A 19,968-nucleotide genomic window follows, 5' to 3' on the forward strand; every position below is an offset into this window, starting at 1 on the left:
CCGCCCGGCTCAGTCGCCGGGCGCCAGGTAGGCGTGCACGAGCGGGACCACCGACGAGCCCTCTCCGGCGGCGGCAGCGACCCGCTTCATCGATCCCGCGCGGATGTCGCCGGCGGCGAAGATTCCGGGGACCGTGGTCGCGAGGTTGGCGGGCGGGAGCTCGCCGGGCCAGCGTTCGGTGGGGATGTCACGACCGGTGAGGACGAAGCCGCGGTGGTCGCGGGCGACCTCGGGCGGCAGCCAGTCGCAGTGCGGGTCCGCGCCAAGCAGCAGGAACAGGCCGTGGGTTGCCTGCCGGGCGACCTGACCGGTGGTCGTGTCGCGGACGTCGATCCACTCCAGGTGGCCCTCGCCGCCGCCGTCGGTCACCTCGGAGGAGGGCTGCACCGTGATGCGGGGGTTGTAGGCGATCTCGCCGATCAGGTACTGCGACATCGTCGAGGTCAGGTCGGGGCGTCGCACCAGGATCGTGACCGACTCGGCGAAGCGGGCGAGGTGGATCGCGGCCTGGCCGGCCGAGTTGCCGCCCCCGACGACGACGGCCCGCCCGCCCTCCATCTCGCGCGAGGCGCTCATCGCGCTGCCGTAGAACACGCCGAGGCCCTCGTGCTCCTCGATCGAGGGGATGCCGAGCTTGCGGTAGGCCACGCCGGTCGCGACGACGACCGTGCGGGCCTCGACGTCGCCGCCGCCCGTGCTGAGCACGTGGATGCCGTCGTCGCGGGACTCGAGCATGGTGACGTCCCAGCCGGTGTAGAACTGCGTGCCGAAGCGCAGCGCCTGGTTGCGCGCGCGCTGGGCGAGTCGCATGCCGGAGATGCCGCGCGGGAAGCCGAGGTAGTTGCGGATCATCGTGCTGGTGCCGGCCTGACCGCCGATCGCCTCCGACTCGAGCACGACCGTGGTGAGCCCCTCGGACGCGGCGTACACCGCGGCGGCGAGACCGGCCGGCCCGGCGCCGACGATCGCGACGTCGACGACGCCCTCGACCCTCACGTCGCCCGGGGCGCCGAACATCGAGATCGCCACGTCGCGCACCGAGGTCGCGACGAACGGCGGGCGTCCCGGCGTCGACACGACCGGATAGGCCGGCCCGCCCGGCGTGGCGCACTGCGCGACCGCCTCGCGCCCGATGTCGGTGTCCGGGGTGTAGAAGCCGGAGGGCATCCCCAGACGGTCGGCGTAGTCGCGGATCGCCGCGGTCAGCTGGTCCTGCGCCGGGGCCACGACCCGCACGCTCTCGACCTCGGGCTTGGCGACCGTCGAGCCCCAGTCGGACAGCAGCTCGGTCACGGCGTTGTGGAACTCCTCGTCGCGGGCGCCGCGCGGCATCAGCAGGTAGGCGTCGTACTTGCCCTTGGCCATGGCGGACCGCAGCGCGGGCGCACGCTCCAGGAAGTGGTCCCAGTGGGCCGCGATGATCCGCCGGGAGGTGGGTACCACGGTCCGCCACGCGTGGAAGGCCTCCAGCACATGGGCGTCGGGGAGCTCGGTGTCGGTGACGAAGAGGGCGACCTGACCGCCTCCGTCACGGACGGTCCGGGTGACCTCCAGCGCCTGTGCGCAGGAGCGCGCGGTGTGGAGGTCGTAGTCGCGGGCGTAGCGGCCGAACTCGTCGAGGAGGAAGTCGGCGTGCTCATCGGAGACCAGGATGATGGCGGGCTGCACGCCTCCCAGTATCACCACCTGCGAAACTGGGCCGGTGCGGTTGCGGATCGAGTGTGCCTACGACGGCACGGACTTCCATGGCTGGGCGACCCAGCCGGGGCTGCGGACGGTCCAGGAGGTGCTCGACCACGCGCTGGCCACGGTCCTGCGCGTCGACTCCGTGGCCACCGTCTGCGCGGGCCGTACCGATGCCGGGGTGCACGCGAGAGGACAGGTCGTGCACGTCGACGTCGAGCATCTGCCGCCGAACCTGCTGCGCCGGCTCAACGGCGTGCTCCCGGCCGACGTGCGGGTGCGCACGGTCGCGGAGGCGGCGCCCGGGTTCGACGCGCGCTTCTCGGCACTGTGGCGTCGCTACGCCTACCGGGTCGCCGACGACGCGGCGCTCGTCGACCCGCTGACGCGGCGCCACGTGCTCGTCTGGTCCCGTCCGCTCGACCTGGACGCGATGAACGAGGCCTCGGCACCCCTCGTCGGACGCCACGACTTCGCGTCCTTCTGCAAGCGACGCGAGGGCGCGACCACCATCCGCACGCTGCTCGAGCTCGGCTGGTCCCGCTCGCCCGAGGGGGTGGCGGTGGCCACCGTGCGGGCCGACGCGTTCTGCCACAGCATGGTGCGCGCCCTGGTCGGCTGCCTCCTCGCGGTGGGCGACGGTCGCCGCTCGCCGTCCTGGGCCGGTGAGATCCTGCGGGCCGAGGCCCGTGACCCGTCGGTCGCGGTCGCGCACGCGCACGGATTGACCCTCGAGGAGGTCGCCTACCCGCCCGACAGCGAGCTGGCGGCGCGGGCCACCACGACGAGGGCGAGACGCGATGGATGAGCACTACTTCTCCGCCGACCCGACGGTCGCCTTCAAGCGCTCGCCGGTCGTAGCGTCGGTGTGGGGTCACGAGCTCCACCTGACCAGCGGGTCCGGTGTCTTCGCCAACGGGCGCGTCGACATCGGCACGGCGATCCTGTTCCGCGAGGCCGCGCCCCCTGACCGCGGCCGGATCCTCGACCTCGGCTGCGGGTTCGGCGTGATCGGGCTCGCCATCGCGGTCGCCTCGCCCGGGTGCGTCGTGACGGCGGTCGACGTCAACGAGCGGGCGGTGCTGCTCGCCCGGGAGAACGCGGCCGCGCTCGGCGTGGCGGACCGGTTCACCGCGGCCACCCCGGACGAGGTCGACGCCGCCGCGACGTACAACGAGATCTGGTCGAACCCGCCGATCCGCATCGGCAAGCAGGCGCTGCACGAGCTGCTGCTCACCTGGCTGCCGCGGCTGGCCCCCGGCGGGCGAGCCGTGATGGTCGTCGGCAAGAACCTCGGCGCCGACTCCCTTCAGGGGTGGCTGGGGGAGCAGGGCTACCCGACCACCCGGCTCGCCAGCGCCAAGGGCTTCCGCGTGCTGGAGACACGCGCCTACTCGGGCACGCCGCTCTCGGGCGGAGCGTCCTCGGCCTGACCCGAGGTGTCCTCCTCGATCGGGGCGTCCCCGATGTCGGAGACGAGCACGGGGGTCAGCGGCTCGGCCGCGCCGCCGCCCTTGATCTCGACCACGCGCAGCCCGGAGATGCCCAGGTGCGAGTCGGCGCTGAACCGGAACGGCGCGAGCTGTGGCCCCTCGAGGTCCTGGCCGTTCTCCTCGAGCGCCTCGACGAGTCCCTCGCGGGTCAGGTCCTCGCCGGCGGCCTGCAGCGCCTGGACGAACGCGTAGGCGTGGGACATGCCGTAGACCCGGTAGTTGGTCAGCTCGCCCTCGGTGCCGTGCTCGTCCCAGACCTTCTGCCACAGCTGCACCCACGGGTCGTCGGCCTGGTCGATGCCGGGGATGTACTCCGTGGTCAGGACGCCGTCGAGCGAGCTCGCGCCCCCCTCGACCGCACCCTCGGAGAACTCCGCAAGCAGCGACCCGACGAGGTCGGGGTCGGCGCCGACGTTGCTGTAGAACCACTGCGGCTGGTAGCCCAGCTTGAGCGACACCAGCTGGCTCAGCGCGGTGTACGACGGGGTGTTGAACGACAGCACGACGTCGGCGCCCGAGGCCTGCAGCCCCGCGATCTGCGGGCCGACGTCGGTGTTGCCCGAGGTGTAGCGCTCCACGCCGACGATCTGGTCGTCGAGGAACTGCCGCACGCCCTTCTCCGCGTCCTCGCCGAAGTCGTCGTCCTGCAGGAAGAGCCCCACCTTCGCGTCGGGCAGGTTCTCGGCGACGTACTGGCCGATGATCTTGCCCTCGATCTCGTAGTCCGGCTGCCAGCCGAAGGTCATGGGGCTCGTCTCGACGTCGTCGCCCCACTGCAGCGACCCCGACGAGACGAACAGGTCCGGCACGCCCTCCTCGTTGAGGAAGTCCACCACCGCGCTGTGCGTCGGCGTGCCCAGCCCGCCCACCATCGCGAAGATCTGGTCCTTCAGCACCAGCTCGTTGGTGACGGTGTTGGTGTTGGTCGGGTTGTAGGCGTCGTCCCTGACCAGGTACTCGATCTCGCGGCCGTGGACCCCGCCCTGGGCGTTGACGTAGTCGAAGTAGGCCTGCACGCCGGTCGGGATCTCGCTGTAGCCCGGGGCCGCCACGCCGGTCAGGGGGAAGTGGGCACCGACGGTGATGGTGTCCTCGGTGACCCCGACGTCGCTGGCGCCGCCCGCGCCGCCTCCGCCGTCTTCGTCGGATCGGTCGTCACCTGCGCCGCAGGCGGCGAGCAGCACGAGTGTGGCCAGGGCGCCGGCGAGCGGCCCCGGCCTGGAGAGGCGTCGGTTCATTTCGGTGTTCCCTTCGAGGTGGTGGTGACGGGCTCGCTGGTGCTCGGGATCGGGCGCTCCGGGGGCGGGACGGGGGCGGGCTCCTCGGTCGTGGGGGGCCGCCTGCGGCGCTGGGCCAGCGACCGCACGGTCCCGACGACGCCGCTGGGGGCCATGAGGACGACCAGGACCATGACCAGGCCGTAGACGAGCGGCGCGAGCTCGGCCGCGCGGATGTCGGAGAGCCCGGCGGAGCTGCCCCAGTCGGTGACCACCTGCGGCAGGAACGTCAGCAGGGCGGCGCCGATCAGCGCCCCGGCCAGGCTGCCGAGGCCGCCCAGGACCACGGCCGTCAGCAGGGTCAGGCTGAGCGTCAGCGTGAACCCGCTGGGCGCGGCCAGGCGCACGATGATCGCCATCATCGCGCCCGCGGCGCCCGCGGCGGCGGCGCTGACCACGAACGCCGACACCCGGGCCCGGCCCAGGTCGATACCGGCCAGCTCGGCGGCGACCTCGCCATCGCGCACGGCGCGCCATCGGCGCCCGACCCGGCTGCGCGACAGGTTGGCGAGCAGGACGAAGGTGACGATGAGAGTCAGCCAGGCGGCGTACGCGATGTAGCGGCTGCGGGTGAGCTCGTGCCCGGTGACGAAGAACGCCAGGTCCAGCACCCACGCGGGGATCTCCGGCAGGACCACCCTCAGCCCCTGCTCGCCGCCCAGCTCCTGCTTGAAGAACAGGGCCACGCCGGGCACCGCGACCGCGAGCGCGAGCGTGGCGCCGGCGAGGTAGGGGCCGTGGAGCCGAGCGGCCGCGTAGCCGACCGCGAGCCCGACCACGAGGGTGACTGCGACGGCGGCGAGCACGGCCAACGGGAGCGGTGTCGAGGCGTCCCGATCGGGCAGCAACAGCGCCGTCGTGTAGGCACCGATCGCCATCAGGGCCCCGTGCCCCAGCGAGATCTGGCCGTTGACGCCGGTGAGGACGGTGAGGCCGCCGGCGGCGATGCCGAGGTAGGCCATGGACGCGAACTGCAGGTTGCGGAAGTCGCTCGAGGACTCCAGCGCCAGGACCACGACCGCCAGCCCGAGCGCCGCGCCCACCAGGTGGCGCACCAGCGTGGCCTCCCGCCAGACCTCGCGCAGCCGCGACATCAGACCCGCCGCTGCGCGGCCGGGGCGAACAGGCCACCCGGACGCAGGGTCAGGACCAGCATCAAGATGGCCAGTGCGGTCAGCGCGACGAGCTGCGAGCCGACGTACCCGCTCACGAAGCTCAACGACAGCCCCAGCAGGAGCCCGCCCAGGACCGCCCCCACGGGGCTCTCCAGGCCGCCGAGCACGGCAGCCACGAAGCCGAACACCACGATCGAGTCCATGAATCCCGGGTGCACGAGGCTGCCGCCGGCGATCAACAGCCCGGCCAACGACCCCACGAGCGACGCCAGGGCCCACCCCAGCGTCAGCATGCGGCCGACCCGGACGCCCAGGAGTCTCGCGACCTCCTGGTTGAGTGCGGCCGCCCGCATCTTCAGCCCCAGGTCCGTGTAGCGGAACAGCGCCACCAGGATCACCATCACGACGAGCACGGCGGCGATGGAGAAGACCCCGAAGCCGGTGATGCCCAGCGTCGTGTCGCCGACCTCGATCCCGCGCACGCCGAACGGCGCGGGGAACGAGCGGTAGCGGTTGCCGAAGACCACGGAGGCGAGGGCGTGCAGCACGATGAACAACCCGAGCGTGAGGATGACTGCGTTGATCTCCGGCTTGCCCTCCACCGGCCGGATCACCACCCGCTCGGTCACCGCCCCCAGCACCAGCCCGCTGAGCAGGGCGAGGCCGAACCCCAGCCAGTAGGAGTGGCCGGCGTCGATCACCGCCAGGGCCACGAACGTCGTGACCATCGCCATCGGTGCCTGGGCGAAGTTCACGATCCGGGTCGAGCGCCAGATCATCACCAGCGCGAGGGCGAACGCCGCGTAGACCATGCCGAGGGTGAGGCCGCTGAGCGCGGTGTTGACGAACTGCTGCACGAGATCTCCTGTCCTGCTCAGAAGCCGAGGTAGGCGTGGCGGAGCTGGTCGTCGTCGGCGAGGACCGACGCGTCGGCGCTCGCGACGACGCGCCCGAGGTTGAGCACGACCCCGTGGTGGGCGATGGAGAGCGCGCTGCGGGCGTTCTGCTCGACGAGGAGCACGCTGAGACCGTCCCTCTCCACCAGCGAGCGCAGGAGGTCGAAGATCTGGGTGACGATGCGCGGCGCGAGCCCGAGCGAGGGCTCGTCGAGCAGCAGCATCCGCGGCCTGGACATCAGCGCCCGGCCGATCACGAGCATCTGGCGCTCGCCCCCTGAGAGCACGTGGGCCACCGCCGCACGCCGGTCCGCCAGGGCGGGGAAGAGGTCGTAGACCCGCTCCAGCTCCGCGGCCCGCACCCGGCCGCGCACGAGGCCGCCCAGACGCAGGTTCTCGTCGACGGTGAGCTCGGTGATGACGCCGCGGCCCTCGGGCACCTGGGCCAGGCCCAGGGCGGGCATCCTCTCGGCGGCGAGTCGGTCGACCCGGGTCCCGTCCAGCTCGATCGTGCCGCTCTGGCTGCGGACGAGGCCCGAGATCGTGCGGAGCAGGGTGGTCTTGCCAGCGCCGTTGGCGCCGAGCACCGCGGTGATCCGCCCTCGCTCGGCGCTCAGCGAGACGCCGTGCAGGGCACGCACCGGCCCGTAGCTCGTCGACAGGTCCTTCACGACCAGCACCTCAGGCCTCCCCGCCGCCGACGGCCTCGCCGAGGTACGCCGCCAGGACGGCCGGGTCGTCGCGCACCTGAGCGGGGGATCCGTGCGCGATCACCCGGCCGAAGTCGAGGACCGTGATCTCGTCGCAGACGCGCATCACCAGGTCCATGTGGTGCTCGACCAGCATCACCGACATCCGGGTAGTCAGGCCGCGCACCAGCTCCCCGAGGTCGTCCATCTCGCCGGTCGACAGTCCGCTCGCGGGCTCGTCGAGCAGCAGCAGGTCGGGCTCCCCGGCCAGCGCACGCGCCAGCGCGACCCGCTTGCGCACGGCGTAGGGGAGGCTGGAGGGGTAGCGGGCGGCGTGCTGAGAGATGCCGAGGTCGGCGAGGACCTCGCGGGCGCGCTCCCGGATCTCGCGCTCCTCGCGCGAGGCGCGGGGGAGCGCGAGCAGCGAGGAGAGGAACCCCGAGCGTGCGTGGTGGTCGGCGCCGACCATGACGTTCTCCAGCACCGTCACGCGGTCGAACAGACCGAGTCCTTGGAGGGTGCGGGCGATCCCGAGGCCCGCGAGCTCACGCGGGCGGAGTCCGCTGAGCTCCTGGCCCCGCCAGGAGATGCGCCCACGGTCGGGGGCCACGAACCCACAGACGACGTTGAACAGGGTGGTCTTGCCGGCGCCGTTGGGCCCGATCACGCCGAGCACCTGGTGGGGGCGAGCCGTCAGCGCGACGTCGCTCAGTGCGGTGATGCCGCCGAAGGTGACGGTCACGTCGCTGACCTCGAGCTGCGGACCGAGGACCCCCGGCCGGGGAACGCCCGCCTGCATGTGGCTCATGCGCTACCTCCGCAGGTGTGCTGTGACGCGCACCACTGTGGTGCTGAGCGCACAGGTTGCGCATTGGGCGCAGCGCCCAACGATGGCTGTCTCATCGCCGCCTCTCGCGAAGGACGCTGGTCAGAACTGTGCGGAGAGTGCGAATCTCTCCTCATGCCAGCTCGCAGCGCAGGCTCGGCCGTCCCGCGGCCCGCCGGTTCCCAGCCGGACGACGCCGCAGTGCTGCACGACGTCGAGGCGGCCTGGGCGGCGCTGCGTCCGCGTGCCGACGAGATCGCGGACACGATCACGCTGACCCTGCTCGTGCGGGACTCCGAGGTCTACGAGCGGGTGGGGCCCGAGCTGCGCGTCGACGTGCGCGACAGCACCCGCGAGCACATCCGGCGGGGGATCGAGGTACTGGCCGGCACCAGCGACGCGCCGTCCTCGGCGATCGAGCTGTGGCGCGAGACGGGCCGTCGCCGGGCCCGTCAGCTGGTCCCGCTCGAGACGGTCCTCAACGCCTACACGCTCGGCACGCGGGTGCTGTGGGAGGCGCTGGTCGAGTCCGGCCGCACCACCGGGGCGGTGACCGACGAGCACGTGCTGCTCGTGGCGGGCCAGCGGGTCTGGTCCGCCCTGGACGTGCAGAACGGCGTCCTGGTCGAGGCCTACCGGCGCGAGAGCACCCGCATGCAGCGCCAGGACCTGCAGCGCCAGCAGAGCGCCCTTGACGCGCTGGCCGAGGGGCGGGGTGCCGACCCGCAGTTCGCGGAGGAGGCGCGCGACCTGCTGGGCATCGCCGCCGACGCCCGGGTCGCCTGCGTGGTGGCGCTGTTTGACGGCTCCCTGGACGAGCCGCTCGGCGCGCTCGAGGACCGGCTGGAGCGCGTGGAGGTCAGCTGTCACTGGCACGTGCGCACGGGGCGCTACTTCGGGCTGCTCTCCGGGCCGATCCCCGATGACAGCGAGCTTGTGGCGCTGATCGAGCCGCACGCCACCGGGAGAGTGGGGATCGCCGCCTCGCCAGAGGGGGTGGCCGGCTTCGCGACGGCGTTCCAGCTGGCCACGCGGGCCGCGGAGACGCTCGGGCGCGGAGAGGCACGGGTCGTCTCGGTCACCGATCGTCTCCCCGAGGTCCTGCTGGCCGGCAGCCCACAGGTCACGCCTCTGCTGATGCGCGAGACACTCGGCCCCCTCCTGGCGCAGCCTGAGCCCCTCGGGTCGACACTGCTCGAGACACTGGCCGCGCTGCTGCGCCATGACGGCTCACCCACGCACGCGGCCGAGGAGCTCTTCTGCCATCGCAACACCGTGATCTACCGGGCCCGCCAGATCGAGGAGATCACCGGGCGCACGCTCACCTCGCCGCGCGACAAGATGCTGCTGTCGCTCGCGCTGATGGTCAGCGGTCGCTGACGGGGTCGGTGACGGGGCCCTTCGTGACCGTGACGCCGCCCCACTCCTCCGGGGCCACGTCGCGCAGGGTCTGGGTGAGCTGCCATCGGTGGCCGGCTGGGTCGGCGACCAGGCACTCGAGCTCGCCGTAGTTGCGCTCCGTCAGCTCCTCCAGGAGCGTCGCGCCCTGGGCCAGGGCGCGCTCGAGCCCGGCCGCGACGTCGTCCACCCGGATCTTGATCACGTGGGTGACGGCGCCGGGAGTCGGCGGCTGCTGCTCGCCGCGCGCCTCCGCGACGACCATGCCGACGCCGGGCGCCACGGACATCTGGGCGCGGTGCCCCTCGCCGATCCGGACCGTCTCGACGAAGCCGAACGCCGCGGTCAGCCAGGCGACGGCCTCCCGGACGTCCGGGTAGACCAGGACCGGGGCCAGCGCGCCCGGCGGGGCGGAGCGGTTCGTGACCACGGGGCCATCGTACGCCCGGACTCAGTCGGCGAGGCGACCGTCGACGAACATCGTCAGCCGGGTGACGGTCGGCTTGTCGTCGCCCGCGATGTTTCCCGCTGACCCGTCCCAAACTTTGAGCCGGGTCAGCGGTGAATCCGCCAAGTTGGGGACGGCTCAGCGGTCGAGCGGGTCGAGGAGGTCGTAGTCGGCGAGCTTGGCGGAGAGGACGCGCACCTGGTGGTCGCCGTCGCCGAAGAGGTGGTCGAGGGCGGTGAGGTGGGCGACGTACATGCCGACGTGGTACTCCGCGGTCATCGCGATGCCGCCGTGGAGCTGGATGGCCTCCTGGCCGACGTGACGGCCGCCGCGGCTGACCTGGAGCGACACCCGGGCGGCGGCCTCGGCGACCTCCTCGGGGGTGCCTGCGGCGATGACCATGGTGGCCCAGTCGACCAGGCTGTGGGTCAGCTCGAGCGAGGTGTACATGTCGGCGGCGCGAAAGGTGAGCGCCTGGAAGGTGTTGAGCGTGACACCGAACTGCTTGCGGCTCTTGAGGTAGTCGGTGGTCGCCCCGAGCAGGGTCTGCATCGCGCCCAGCGCCTGGTTGGCGGCCATGATCCGGGTGATGTCCGAGACGGTGGCGATGGACGCGGTGAGGTCGAGCCCCGGGGCACCCAGGGGGACCGCCACGGTGCCGTCGAGTGCCACGCGTGCGGCCCGGCCGCCGTCGTACGTCGAGTAGCCGGCGCGGCTCAGGCCCTCGGCGTCCCCGGGGACCAGGAACGCGCCGGTGCCGCCGTCGGGCAGCGCGGCGGTGACGACCAGCACGTCGGCTCGGGCGCCGTGGAGCACCGGCTCCTTGACGCCGGTGAGCGTCCAGGAGTCGCCGTCCCGCGCGGCGGTGACCTTCTCGGCGGCCGGCCCCCAGCGGCGACCGGGCTCGTCGTGGGCAAAGGCCAGCACGCTGTCGCCGGCCGCGAGCGCGCCGAGCACCTCCGCGCGCTGCTCGGCGGTGCCGGCCGCGGCGACCAGCCCGCCGGCCAGCACGACCGAGGCGAGGAAGGGCTCGGGGGCGATGGTGCGGCCGAGCTCCTGGCAGACGATGCCGATCTCGACCGGTCCGGCGCCGACGCCGCCGTCCTCCTCGGCGAACGGCAGCCCGAGGATCCCCATCTCGGCCAGCCGCGCCCACTGCTTCTCGTCGAAGCCCGGCTCCTCCTTGACGACCTGGCGCCGGTGCTCGTAGTCGTTGTAGGCCTTGCCCACGAGGCCGCGGACGGCGTCGCGGAGGGCGACCTGCTCGTCGTCGTACGTGAAGTCCATGTCAGTCCCTTCGACTCAGAGCCCGAGGATCGTGCGGCTGATGATCTGCCGCTGGATCTCGTTGGAGCCGCCGTAGATGGAGGCCTTGCGGAGGTTGAGGTAGGTGGGCGTCGAGATGCGCGCCCACTCCTCGAGGTCGGAGGAGTCCCCGGCGCCGCTGGCGATCGAGGCGGGACCGGCGAGGTCCACCATCAGCTCGCTGACGGCCTGCTGGAGCTCGGTGCCCTTGAGCTTGAGCACCGAGGAGGCCGGGTGCGGCTCGCCGTCGCTCGAGTGGGCCACGACGCGCAGGGCGGTGAGCTCGAGCGCGAGCAGCTCGTTCTCGAGCTCGACGATCCGGGCACGGACCAGCGGGTCGTCGAGCAGCGTGCCGCCCTCGCCGTCGGAGGCGTCCTTGGCCAGGTCCTTGGCGCGGGCCAGGATGCGCTTGGTCGCGCCCACGGGGGCGACCCCGACGCGCTCGTTGCCGAGCAGGAACTTCGCGATCGTCCAGCCGCCGTTGAGCTCGCCGACCAGGTTCTCGGCCGGCACGCGCACGTCGGTGAACCACACCTCGTTGACCTCGAAGCCGCCGTCGATCAGCTCGATCGGGCGCACCTCCAGCCCGGGGCTGGTCATGTCGATCAGCAGCATCGAGATGCCGGCCTGCTTCTTCACGTCCGGGTCGGTGCGCACCAGCGTGAAGATCCAGTCGCCGTACTGGCCCAGCGTCGTCCAGGTCTTCTGCCCGTTGACGACCCAGTCGTCGCCGTCGCGTACGGCGGTCGTGCGCAGGCCGGCCAGGTCGGAGCCGGCGTCGGGCTCGGAGAACCCCTGGCTCCACCAGATGTCGAGGTTGGCGGTCTTGGGCAGGAACTCACGCTTCTGCTCCTCGGTGCCGAACTGGGCGATCACCGGTCCGATCATCGAGGCGTTGAAGGCCAGCGGTGTCGGCACGCCGGCGCGCTGCATCTCCTCGTGCCAGATGTGGCGCCGCAGCTCGCTCCAGCCGCGGCCGCCGTACTCCTCCGGCCAGTGCGGTACGGCGAGCCCGGCCGCGTTGAGCGTCCGTTGGGCCTCGACGATCTGGTCGCGGGTCAGCTCGCGGCCCTCGATCACCGTGCGGCGGATCTCCTCGGAGACCTCGGTCGTGAAGAACGCGCGCATCTGCGCGCGGAACTCCTGGTCGTCCTCGGACAGCTCGAGTTGCATGCGGGTCGGCCCCTCTCCTGGTCGGCTGCCCCGATGCTACTGAGAGGTAGAAGCCGGCCTCAGACGCGAACGTCCTCCGCGGTGGCGTGGACCTCCGCGCGCTCCTCGCGCCGCCGCTCCCAGCGGCGCGCCAGCACCATCACCAGAGCCGCGAGCGCACCGCCGGCGACCAGGTCGATCACGTAGTGCTCGCCGTAGTAGACCAGCGCGACGCCCATGACGGCGGGGTAGGCGAACAGCAGCCAGCGCCAGCTGCCCCGCAGGCGCCACACGCCGTAGAGCGCCACCAGGAACGCGGTGCCGAAGTGCAGCGAGGGCATCGCCGCGGTCGGGTTGCCGACGCCGTTGAGGATCACGTCCACGCGCTGCAGGCCGATGTCGCGCCAGCCGCGTGAGGTGAGGCGCTCGACGGGGCCCATGAAGCCCTCGTCCGACGCCAGCCACGGCGGCGCCATCGGGTAGGACACGTAGATGACCAGGCCGCCGAAGTTGAGGCCGACGAAGCGGCGCATCCAGACCTGCCACTCGTCGTGGTTGCGCACCCACAGCACCACGGCGATGGTCAGCCCGACGAGGAAGTGGGTGGCGTAGGTGGTGGTGAACAGCACGTCGTACCAGCGCGGGTCGCTCGCCTTCAGGCACGGGTCCCCGCACCAGGCCGACTGCAGGAGCTCGGTCGGGGTGGTGCCTCCACCGAGCCACCGGTCGGCGTCGATCGGCATCGTCCAGTGGACGGGGATCTGCAGCTCGTCGGTGAGTCCGCGGCTGAAGAAGTAGAACGTCAGCAGCGCCGCGGGGAGCCACCAGTCGCGCAGGAAGTTCAGGTGCTCGCGCGGGTGGGCCTCGATGTTCCAGGCGATGGTGCCCAGCCAGAGCGTGATCATGACGGTGATCGAGTCGTTGGGGATCCCGAAGCGCCACCACCAGATCGCGACGGCGGCGACCCAGACGGCCATGGCGCCGGCGCGGACACCGGGGCGACGGGTGCGTACCTCGGCGTCGCTGCTCGCGACCTCCGCCTGTGCCGTCATGGTGCGCAATCGTAAAACACCGTGCTTTGCGCCCGGCCGCCGGATCGCCCATACGGGTGAGACGGAAACCGGTGTGCCGATCCGGCAGCGTTGGCGGACAATTCTCCGACGTGGGACACGTCGAGGTCAGTGGAGTGCGTTTCGAGCTGCCGGACGGGCGGGTGCTGCTCGACGAGGTGTCCTTCCGGGTCGGCGAGGGCGCCAAGGTGGCGCTGGTCGGCGCGAACGGCGCCGGGAAGACGACGCTGCTCAAGATCATCACCGGCGACCTGGTGCCGCACGCCGGCGCCGTGACCCGCAGCGGCGGCCTCGGCGTCATGCGGCAGATGGTGGGCGCCGGGCTCGGCGCCGAGCCCACGGTCGCCGACCTGCTGCGCTCCGTCGCCCCGCCGCGGGTGCGGTCGGCCGCGGCCGAGGTCGAGCGCTGCGAGCTGGCGCTGATGGAGACCGACGACGAGCTGACCCAGATGCGCTACGCCGAGGCGCTGGCGGAGTACGGCGACGCGGGCGGCTACGACGTCGAGGTGACCTGGGACGTGTGCACGGTCAAGGCACTGGCCGTGCCCTACGACCGGGCCAAGTACCGCGAGCTCCGCACCCTGTCGGGTGGGGAGCAGAAGCGCCTGGTGCTGGAGTACCTGCTCGCCGGACCCGACGAGGTCCTGCTGCTCGACGAGCCCGACAACTTCCTGGACGTGCCCGGCAAGATCTGGCTGGAGCAGCGCATCCGCGAGTCCGACAAGACCATCCTGTTCATCAGCCACGACCGCGAGCTCCTCGACAACACCGCGACCCGGGTGGTCACCGTCGAGCTCGGGCACGCGGGCAACCTGGTGTGGACCCACCCGGGCGGGTTCTCGAGCTACCACGAGGCCCGCAAGGACCGGTTCGAGCGCTTCGAGGAGATGCGCCGCCGCTGGGACGAGGAGCACGCGAAGATCAAGGCGCTGGTGCTCCGGCTGAAGGTCAAGTCCGAGTACAACGACGGCATGTCGAGTCAGTACCGCGCCGCTCAGACCCGGCTGCGCAAGTTCGAGGAGGCCGGCCCGCCGACCGAGCAGCCGCGCGAGCAGCAGGTGACGATGCGGCTCAAGGGCGGGCGGACCGGCAAGCGCGCGGTCGTCTGCGAGGGCCTGGAGCTGACCGGGCTGATGAGGCCCTTCGACCTGGAGGTCTGGTACGGCGAGCGGGTCGCCGTGCTGGGCTCCAACGGCTCGGGCAAGTCGCACTTCCTGCGCCTGCTGGCCGCGGGCGGGAGCGACCCCGACGTGGAGCACCAGCCGGTGGGCGACGTGGCCATCAAGCCGGTGCCGCACACGGGCAAGGCCAAGCTCGGCGCGCGCGTGCGGCCGGGCTGGTTCGTGCAGACCCACGAGCACCCCGAGCTGGTGGGGCGCACCCTCGTCGAGATCCTGCACCGCGGCGACGGCGAGGCCGACGGCCGCGGCCGCTCGGGGATGGGCCGCGAGCAGGCGGCGCGGGTGCTGGACCGCTACGAGCTGGCGCACGCCGCCGACCAGCGGTTCGAGTCGCTGTCGGGCGGCCAGCAGGCGCGCTTCCAGATCCTGCTCCTCGAGCTGTCCGGGGCCACGCTGCTGCTGCTCGACGAGCCGACCGACAACCTCGACGTGCAGTCCGCCGAGGCCCTCGAGGAGGGCCTGGAGGCCTTCGACGGGACGGTGGTCGCGGTGACCCACGACCGGTGGTTCGCCCGCGGCTTCGACCGGTTCCTGGTCTACGGGGGCGACGGCGAGGTCTACGAGTCCGACGGTCCCGTGTGGGACGAGGGAAGGGTCCAGCGCACGCGATGAGCGCGCTCGAGATCGCCCCCGTCGACCCGTTCGACGGTGCCACGTTCGAGGCCTGGCACGACGTCTACGTGCGTGCGGAGCGACACGGACGCGAGGAGCTCGCGACCCCGTGGGCGCTGGAGGAGCTGCGGGTCCAGCTGCAGGAGCCCACCCGGTCGCGCCGCACGGTGCTGCTGCTCGGCACCGTCGGCGGCACGGCCGTGGTCGTCGGCAGCGTGCACCTGCGGCTGCTGGACAACCTGAGCCACGCCGAGATCGACGTGCACACCGCGCCCGAGCACCGGCGCCGGGGGCACGGGTCGGCGATGCTGGCCCGGGTGGAGCACGTGGCGCGGGAGCACGGTCGCACGACGCTGGCCGCCGAGGCCGCCTGGGCCTACGAGGTCGGGCCGACGGGGGCCGGCGCACCGGGCCTGGAGTTCGGCCGCGCGCACGGCTACGAGATGGGCCTGGGGGACGTGATGCGGGTCCTCGCCCTGCCCGTCGAGCGGGAGCTGCTCGACCCGCTGGGCGTCGAGGCCGCCGCCCGCCACGCGGCGTACACGCTGCGCTCCTGGGTCGGCCCGGTCCCCGACGACCTGGTCCGGAGCTGGGCCGAGCTCAGCACGACCCTGATGACCGAGGCGCCCACCGGGGAGATGGAGCGCGAGCCCGAGGCCGTCGACCTGGTCGCCTTGCGGGAGGGCGAGGAGGTCAGCCGCCGGCAGGGGCGCACGAAGTACAACACCGTGGCGCTGGACGCCGACGGCACCGTGGTGGCCTACACCGACATGGTCACCACGGTCCACGAGCCCACCCGGGCCTACCAGTGGGGCACGTTGGTGCGCCGCGCTGACCGTGGGCACCGGCTGGGGCTGGCCGTCAAGGTCGCCAACCTGCGGCTGCTGCAGCGCGAGACCTCGGGGCTGGAACGTGTCGTGACCTGGAACGCCGAGGTCAACGACCACATGATCGGAGTCAACGAGCGCCTGGGCTTCGTGCCCGCCGAGCGCTTGGGGGAGCTGCAGAAGCGCTGGGCCTGACGGGCGGGCGGTCTCGGGTCCGCCCGCCCGTCAGGGGTCAGGTGGAGCTCAGGAGGAGCTCTCCTCGGCGTCCGAGTCGAGCGTGACCTTGGTGGTCTCGCTCTCGCCGTCACGCACGTAGGTGAGGGTCACCTCGTCGCCGGGGCGGTAGGTGCGGATCGTGGCGACCAGCGAGTCGGCGCCGGTGATGGTGGCGTCGTCGACCTTGGTGATGACGTCGCCGGGGCGCAGCCCGGCCGCGCCGGCGGGGGAGTCGTCACTGATGGTGCCGACCTGGGCGCCCTCGGTGACCTCCACGCCCGTGGCGTCGGCGACGTCCTGGACGCTGACGCCGAGCTTGGCGTGGGTCGGGGTCTCGCCGGCGGCCATCTGCTCGACGATCGGAAGCACCGCGTCGATCGGGATCGCGAAGCCGAGACCGATGGAGCCGGCCTCGCTGCCGGTGGAGGCGCTGCGGATCGAGGAGTTGATGCCGATGACGTTGCCGTCCATGTCGACCAGCGGTCCGCCGCTGTTGCCGGGGTTGATGGCGGCATCGGTCTGGATGGCGGGGTACGTCGTCCGGTTACCGTCGGCGTCCGCGCCCACGTCGACCGGGCGGTTGAGGGCGCTGACGATGCCGCTGGTCACCGTGGACTCCAGGCCGAACGGTGACCCGATCGCCACGACCTCCTGGCCGACGTCGAGGCTGGCGGAGTCTCCGATGCTGGCCGCGGTGAGGCCGCTCACGTCCTCGGCCTGGATCACGGCGGTGTCGGTGAGCGGGTCGGTGCCCAGGATCCGCGCGGAGGCCTTGGAGCCGTCGTTGAACGACACGGTGATCTCGCCGCTCTCGCCGGCGACCTCGACGACGTGGTTGTTGGTGAGGATCTGCCCGTCGGAGCTCAGGATGATGCCGGAGCCGGAGCCGGAGCCCTGCGCGCCGGAGACGTCGAGCTTCACGACCGAGGGCAGCACCGAGGAGGCGACGGCCTCGACGCGTCCGGTGGGAGCCTCGGAGTCCGGACTGCTGGCCACCTGCGAGCTGCTCGGGCCGGCCGTGGCCGCCGGGGAGCCCGCGGGCTCGTCGTCCATGGCGTTCCAGGCGGCAGCGCCGCCGAGGCCGGCGGCACCGCCCACGAGGAGCGAGGTGCCGACGACGGCGGCCGCGAGCCCGAGCCGGCCGCGTCCGCGCTTCGGCGCAGTGGTGGAGGCAGCGGCGGGGGTCCCGAAGGGGGAGGATGAAGGAGCCGCCGCCGGGGCGCCGGGCAGCGACTGGGTGGTGTCAGGGGCCTCGTGGGGCCCGTGACTGGGCGATGGGAAGGGAGGCATCTGGTTCATGACCACCATGGTGGCCAGGTCGCCTGTGAGCCGGCTGAGACGTGGCTGGGTGCTAGCGAAGAACTGTTCGAGCCCGCATAGGGTGCCCGGATGACCACGGCGCGCACGGTCCCCGTCACCACCGAGATGGACGGTGACGAGCTAGATGCCGAGGATGCCTGGCACCTCGCGCGCCGCCACGGGCTGAGGCACATCGCGGTGGGCAGCTTCGTGCGGTTCCGCTACGGCGACGGGTTCACCAACAGTCGGGCCCTGGCACTGCAGACCTGCCTGGCGGTCGTGCCGTTCCTGCTCGCGGTCACCGGTCTGGCCGCCGACCTCGACGAGGACCGATCTGCGCAGGTGCTGGCCCGCACGATCAACGCCGTGTCGCCCGGCTCCAGCGGCGACGACGCGCTCGTCGGCGCCATCGCCACCGGCTCCGAGGGCACCGGGGAGGTCGCGCTCGTCATCGGCCTGTTGCTCGCACTGGCGTCGATGACCACCGCCATGGCCCAGGTGGAGCGGGGCAGCAACCGCATCTACGGCATCCGCCGGGACCGGCCGGCGCTCGCGAAGTACGGGCGGGCCGCGGTCTTGACCGCCGTGCTGGCCGTGCCGGTGGGGCTCGGCTTCCTGCTGCTCGTCGCCGGCGGCGCGTTCGGAGAAGCGATGGTCGCGGAGTACGGCTGGTCCGAGGGGCTGCGCACCGCCTGGGAGGCGGGGCGCTGGCCGGTCGGCCTCCTGATGCTCGTGCTGACCATCGCGGTCCTGCTCGACCATGCGCCGCGTCGCCGCCAGCCGGCCCTCTCCTGGCTGGCGCTCGGCGCCGTGGTCGCCGTCGTGCTCAGCATGTTGGCGGCCGCCGGTCTGGCGCTCTACGTCAACCTGAGCGGCTCATTCTCCAGCACCTACGGCCCCCTCGCGGGGATCGTCGCTCTGCTGCTGTGGAGCCTGCTGTCCTCAATCTCGCTCTTCTACGGTGTCGCGGTATGCGCCCAGCTCGAGGCGCTGCGGGCCCACCAGGAGCAGCCCGCCTACGACGACCCGGGCCGGCCGGAGGAACAGCAGGTCTAGCGGGCCGCACCTCACCTCGTCACTCGCGCACGTTTCACAGGCCGCGACGAGGCGGGCGCCCCATGAGCTGGCTTTGCAAGACTTCTGGGATGAGCGACTTCAACCAGCAGGTCATCGCCGAGTTCCGGGCCAACCACGGACGCGTCGGGGGCCGCTTCGAGGGGGCCCCGCTGCTGCTTCTGCACAGCACCGGCGCCAAGAGCGGCCAGGAGCGGGTCAACCCGATGATGTACCTGCGTGACGGCGAGCGCTACGTCGTCTTCGCCTCGCGGGCCGGCGCGGACACCGACCCCGACTGGTTCCGCAACCTCAAGGCCCACCCGGAGGTCCGCATCGAGGTCGGCGACGGGGAGCTCGCCGTCCGCGCGGTCGAGGTGACGGGGGAGGAGCGCGACCGGCTGTACGCCCAGCAGACCGCCCTGTACCCGAGGTTCGGGGACTACCAGGACCAGACCTCGCGGGTCATCCCGGTCGTCGCGCTGCTGCCGACGGACTGAGGCTGGTCCGGCTGACCGGCCGCTCGCTGACGTAGAGCCGGAACAGGCACCAGGCGGAGACCGCGCACAGCAGGTGCCACACGCCGTGGCCCTGGTAGAGCGACCCGGGGAAGCACAGCGGCGAGCCGGTCTTGGCGGTGGTCCAGACCGCCAGGGCCACCAGGATGCTGCCGGCGGCCGCCCACGCCCAGCGGACGTCCAGGGCGACCCCTCCGGCGCGGGCGACACGCGACTCCAGCCACAGCGCTGCGGCCAGGCAGGTCCCGAACGCCACGTTGCCCATGTGGCCCAGCCACGGCGCCTCGCCGAGCAGACCGACGAGCTCGCAGGCCAGCACGACCGCGGCGTACGTCGCCGCCAGGAAGCCGGGGCCGCGCTCCCAGCGCCGCATGGCGGCGTAGGCGACGGCGAAGCCCGCGATCAGGTACATGCTGGCCAGGTCGAGATGTCCGCCGAGCGACGACTCGGTGGCGTGCATCGCCATGCTGGCCGGCCCGAGCAGCACGACCACGCACGCGTACGCCGTCGCGAGACCCGGGCGCAGTGCGAGCGTGCCGGTGCCTAGCCCGCCGTCGCGCCCCGCCCTGGCGGCGACGAGCAGCCCGGCGGCGACGAAGCCCAGGTTGCTCAGGGTGTTGACCGGCTGGCGCACCGTGCCGGAGGCCGCCTCGCAGAAGCCCGCCCCACGGTCGACGTCCGGGCCGAGCCAGCCGCCCGCGACGGCCGCGGCGAGCAGTCCCAGGGACAGGACGGCGACAGCCCCCGCCCAGACGAGGGGCGGGGGCTGTCGGCGGCTCAGGAGCTCAGGCCCAGCGCTCGGAGGCTGGGGTGAAGTCGAGGGTGCGGTCGCCGGTGTAGATCTGCTTGGGGCGGGCGATCTTCTGTTCTTTGTCCTGGACGAGCTCGAGCCATTGGGCCAGCCAGCCGG

The 19,968-nt window shown here is 72.4% G+C and carries 20 protein-coding genes; 7 read left to right on the forward strand and 13 right to left on the reverse strand.

Annotated features, from left to right (window positions below; translation table 11 throughout):
* Positions 1-9: 9 nt before the first annotated feature.
* Complete coding sequence (locus tag LRP67_RS19260; RefSeq protein ID WP_231271750.1) at positions 10-1,668, reverse strand: FAD-dependent oxidoreductase; 1,659 nt, start codon at positions 1,666-1,668, stop codon at positions 10-12.
* Between the two features lie 34 nt (positions 1,669-1,702).
* Between LRP67_RS19260 and truA the strand changes: the two genes are divergently transcribed.
* Both truA and LRP67_RS19270 read left to right on the forward strand, forming a co-directional pair.
* Entirely contained in the window at positions 1,703-2,491 is a 789-nt protein-coding gene (truA, locus tag LRP67_RS19265; protein WP_231271751.1) for a tRNA pseudouridine(38-40) synthase TruA, read from the forward strand.
* Complete coding sequence (locus LRP67_RS19270; protein ID WP_231271752.1) at positions 2,484-3,116, forward strand: class I SAM-dependent methyltransferase; 633 nt, start codon at positions 2,484-2,486, stop codon at positions 3,114-3,116. The genes truA and LRP67_RS19270 overlap by 8 nt, the downstream gene beginning before the upstream one ends.
* On the opposite strand, the gene LRP67_RS19275 is transcribed toward LRP67_RS19270, so the two are convergent.
* The 5 genes from LRP67_RS19275 to LRP67_RS19295 are packed head-to-tail and all read right to left on the reverse strand — an operon-like array spanning position 3,074 to position 7,961.
* Entirely contained in the window at positions 3,074-4,414 is a 1,341-nt protein-coding gene (locus LRP67_RS19275; protein ID WP_231271753.1) for an ABC transporter substrate-binding protein, read from the reverse strand. The genes LRP67_RS19270 and LRP67_RS19275 overlap by 43 nt on opposite strands.
* Complete coding sequence (locus tag LRP67_RS19280) at positions 4,411-5,547, reverse strand: branched-chain amino acid ABC transporter permease (RefSeq protein ID WP_231271754.1); 1,137 nt, start codon at positions 5,545-5,547, stop codon at positions 4,411-4,413. Before LRP67_RS19280 ends, LRP67_RS19275 begins: the two co-directional genes overlap by 4 nt.
* A complete protein-coding gene (locus LRP67_RS19285) occupies positions 5,547-6,425 on the reverse strand; it encodes a branched-chain amino acid ABC transporter permease (RefSeq protein ID WP_231271755.1) in 879 nt (292 codons plus the stop codon). Before LRP67_RS19285 ends, LRP67_RS19280 begins: the two co-directional genes overlap by 1 nt.
* A 17-nt stretch (positions 6,426-6,442) precedes the next feature.
* Positions 6,443-7,135: an ABC transporter ATP-binding protein gene (locus tag LRP67_RS19290; RefSeq protein ID WP_231271756.1), complete on the reverse strand. Its 693-nt coding sequence runs from the start codon at positions 7,133-7,135 to the stop codon at positions 6,443-6,445.
* A 10-nt stretch (positions 7,136-7,145) separates the two neighbouring features.
* On the reverse strand, positions 7,146-7,961 hold the full coding sequence (locus tag LRP67_RS19295; RefSeq protein WP_231271757.1) for an ABC transporter ATP-binding protein: 816 nt from the start codon (positions 7,959-7,961) through the stop codon (positions 7,146-7,148).
* 153 nt (positions 7,962-8,114) lie between these two features.
* Here LRP67_RS19295 and LRP67_RS19300 point away from each other — a divergent pair, with 153 nt between their 5' ends.
* Entirely contained in the window at positions 8,115-9,359 is a 1,245-nt protein-coding gene (locus tag LRP67_RS19300) for a CdaR family transcriptional regulator (protein ID WP_231271758.1), read from the forward strand.
* Here LRP67_RS19300 and LRP67_RS19305 read toward each other — a convergent pair.
* The 5 genes from LRP67_RS19305 to LRP67_RS19320 are packed head-to-tail and all read right to left on the reverse strand — an operon-like array spanning position 9,346 to position 13,334.
* The gene (locus LRP67_RS19305; protein WP_231271759.1) at positions 9,346-9,807 is read right to left on the reverse strand and encodes a VOC family protein; all 462 of its coding nucleotides are present in this window, start codon (positions 9,805-9,807) and stop codon (positions 9,346-9,348) included. The two genes, LRP67_RS19300 and LRP67_RS19305, sit on opposite strands and share 14 nt — an antisense overlap.
* Positions 9,808-9,828: 21 nt before the next feature.
* On the reverse strand, positions 9,829-9,951 hold the full coding sequence (locus LRP67_RS21660) for a hypothetical protein (RefSeq protein WP_269211815.1): 123 nt from the start codon (positions 9,949-9,951) through the stop codon (positions 9,829-9,831).
* A 12-nt stretch (positions 9,952-9,963) separates the two neighbouring features.
* Positions 9,964-11,112 carry an acyl-CoA dehydrogenase family protein gene (locus LRP67_RS19310; protein ID WP_231271760.1) on the reverse strand — a complete coding sequence of 383 codons (1,149 nt, stop codon included), beginning with the start codon at positions 11,110-11,112 and terminating at the stop codon, positions 9,964-9,966.
* A 15-nt stretch (positions 11,113-11,127) separates the two neighbouring features.
* Positions 11,128-12,303: an acyl-CoA dehydrogenase family protein gene (locus LRP67_RS19315; protein WP_231271761.1), complete on the reverse strand. Its 1,176-nt coding sequence runs from the start codon at positions 12,301-12,303 to the stop codon at positions 11,128-11,130.
* Positions 12,304-12,362: 59 nt separating this feature from the next.
* The gene (locus tag LRP67_RS19320) at positions 12,363-13,334 is read right to left on the reverse strand and encodes a phosphatase PAP2 family protein (protein WP_231271762.1); all 972 of its coding nucleotides are present in this window, start codon (positions 13,332-13,334) and stop codon (positions 12,363-12,365) included.
* Between the two features lie 110 nt (positions 13,335-13,444).
* Between LRP67_RS19320 and LRP67_RS19325 the strand changes: the two genes are divergently transcribed.
* A complete protein-coding gene (locus tag LRP67_RS19325; protein WP_231271763.1) occupies positions 13,445-15,145 on the forward strand; it encodes an ABC-F family ATP-binding cassette domain-containing protein in 1,701 nt (566 codons plus the stop codon).
* Positions 15,142-16,167, forward strand: a complete 1,026-nt coding sequence (locus LRP67_RS19330) for a GNAT family N-acetyltransferase (protein ID WP_231271764.1) — start codon at positions 15,142-15,144, stop codon at positions 16,165-16,167. The genes LRP67_RS19325 and LRP67_RS19330 overlap by 4 nt, the downstream gene beginning before the upstream one ends.
* Before the next feature lie 48 nt (positions 16,168-16,215).
* On the opposite strand, the gene LRP67_RS19335 is transcribed toward LRP67_RS19330, so the two are convergent.
* Positions 16,216-17,487 carry a S1C family serine protease gene (locus tag LRP67_RS19335; protein ID WP_231271765.1) on the reverse strand — a complete coding sequence of 424 codons (1,272 nt, stop codon included), beginning with the start codon at positions 17,485-17,487 and terminating at the stop codon, positions 16,216-16,218.
* A gap of 90 nt (positions 17,488-17,577) precedes the next feature.
* Between LRP67_RS19335 and LRP67_RS19340 the strand changes: the two genes are divergently transcribed.
* Both LRP67_RS19340 and LRP67_RS19345 read left to right on the forward strand, forming a co-directional pair.
* On the forward strand, positions 17,578-18,543 hold the full coding sequence (locus tag LRP67_RS19340) for a YihY/virulence factor BrkB family protein (RefSeq protein WP_231271766.1): 966 nt from the start codon (positions 17,578-17,580) through the stop codon (positions 18,541-18,543).
* 89 nt (positions 18,544-18,632) lie between these two features.
* On the forward strand, positions 18,633-19,040 hold the full coding sequence (locus LRP67_RS19345; protein WP_231271767.1) for a nitroreductase family deazaflavin-dependent oxidoreductase: 408 nt from the start codon (positions 18,633-18,635) through the stop codon (positions 19,038-19,040).
* On the opposite strand, the gene LRP67_RS19350 is transcribed toward LRP67_RS19345, so the two are convergent.
* Positions 19,006-19,692: a ceramidase gene (locus LRP67_RS19350; RefSeq protein ID WP_231271768.1), complete on the reverse strand. Its 687-nt coding sequence runs from the start codon at positions 19,690-19,692 to the stop codon at positions 19,006-19,008. The genes LRP67_RS19345 and LRP67_RS19350 overlap by 35 nt on opposite strands.
* Between the last annotated feature and the right edge of the window lie 276 nt (positions 19,693-19,968).

Origin of the sequence: Nocardioides sp. cx-169, from assembly GCF_021083605.1 — a bacterium.
GTDB lineage: Bacteria > Actinomycetota > Actinomycetes > Propionibacteriales > Nocardioidaceae > Nocardioides.

What these genes read in the sequence shown, in the direction of transcription:
- LRP67_RS19270 (WP_231271752.1), top strand. Translation starts at nt 2,484, where the DNA reads ATGGATGAGCACTACTTCTCCGCCGACCCGACGGTCGCCTTCAAGCGC.
- LRP67_RS19275 (WP_231271753.1), bottom strand. Translation starts at nt 4,414, where the DNA reads ATGAACCGACGCCTCTCCAGGCCGGGGCCGCTCGCCGGCGCCCTGGCC.
- LRP67_RS19280 (WP_231271754.1), bottom strand. Translation starts at nt 5,547, where the DNA reads ATGTCGCGGCTGCGCGAGGTCTGGCGGGAGGCCACGCTGGTGCGCCAC.
- LRP67_RS19295 (WP_231271757.1), bottom strand. Translation starts at nt 7,961, where the DNA reads ATGAGCCACATGCAGGCGGGCGTTCCCCGGCCGGGGGTCCTCGGTCCG.
- LRP67_RS19300 (WP_231271758.1), top strand. Translation starts at nt 8,115, where the DNA reads ATGCCAGCTCGCAGCGCAGGCTCGGCCGTCCCGCGGCCCGCCGGTTCC.
- LRP67_RS19310 (WP_231271760.1), bottom strand. Translation starts at nt 11,112, where the DNA reads ATGGACTTCACGTACGACGACGAGCAGGTCGCCCTCCGCGACGCCGTC.
- LRP67_RS19315 (WP_231271761.1), bottom strand. Translation starts at nt 12,303, where the DNA reads ATGCAACTCGAGCTGTCCGAGGACGACCAGGAGTTCCGCGCGCAGATG.
- LRP67_RS19320 (WP_231271762.1), bottom strand. Translation starts at nt 13,334, where the DNA reads ATGACGGCACAGGCGGAGGTCGCGAGCAGCGACGCCGAGGTACGCACC.
- LRP67_RS19330 (WP_231271764.1), top strand. Translation starts at nt 15,142, where the DNA reads ATGAGCGCGCTCGAGATCGCCCCCGTCGACCCGTTCGACGGTGCCACG.
- LRP67_RS19335 (WP_231271765.1), bottom strand. Translation starts at nt 17,487, where the DNA reads ATGAACCAGATGCCTCCCTTCCCATCGCCCAGTCACGGGCCCCACGAG.
- LRP67_RS19340 (WP_231271766.1), top strand. Translation starts at nt 17,578, where the DNA reads ATGACCACGGCGCGCACGGTCCCCGTCACCACCGAGATGGACGGTGAC.
- LRP67_RS19345 (WP_231271767.1), top strand. Translation starts at nt 18,633, where the DNA reads ATGAGCGACTTCAACCAGCAGGTCATCGCCGAGTTCCGGGCCAACCAC.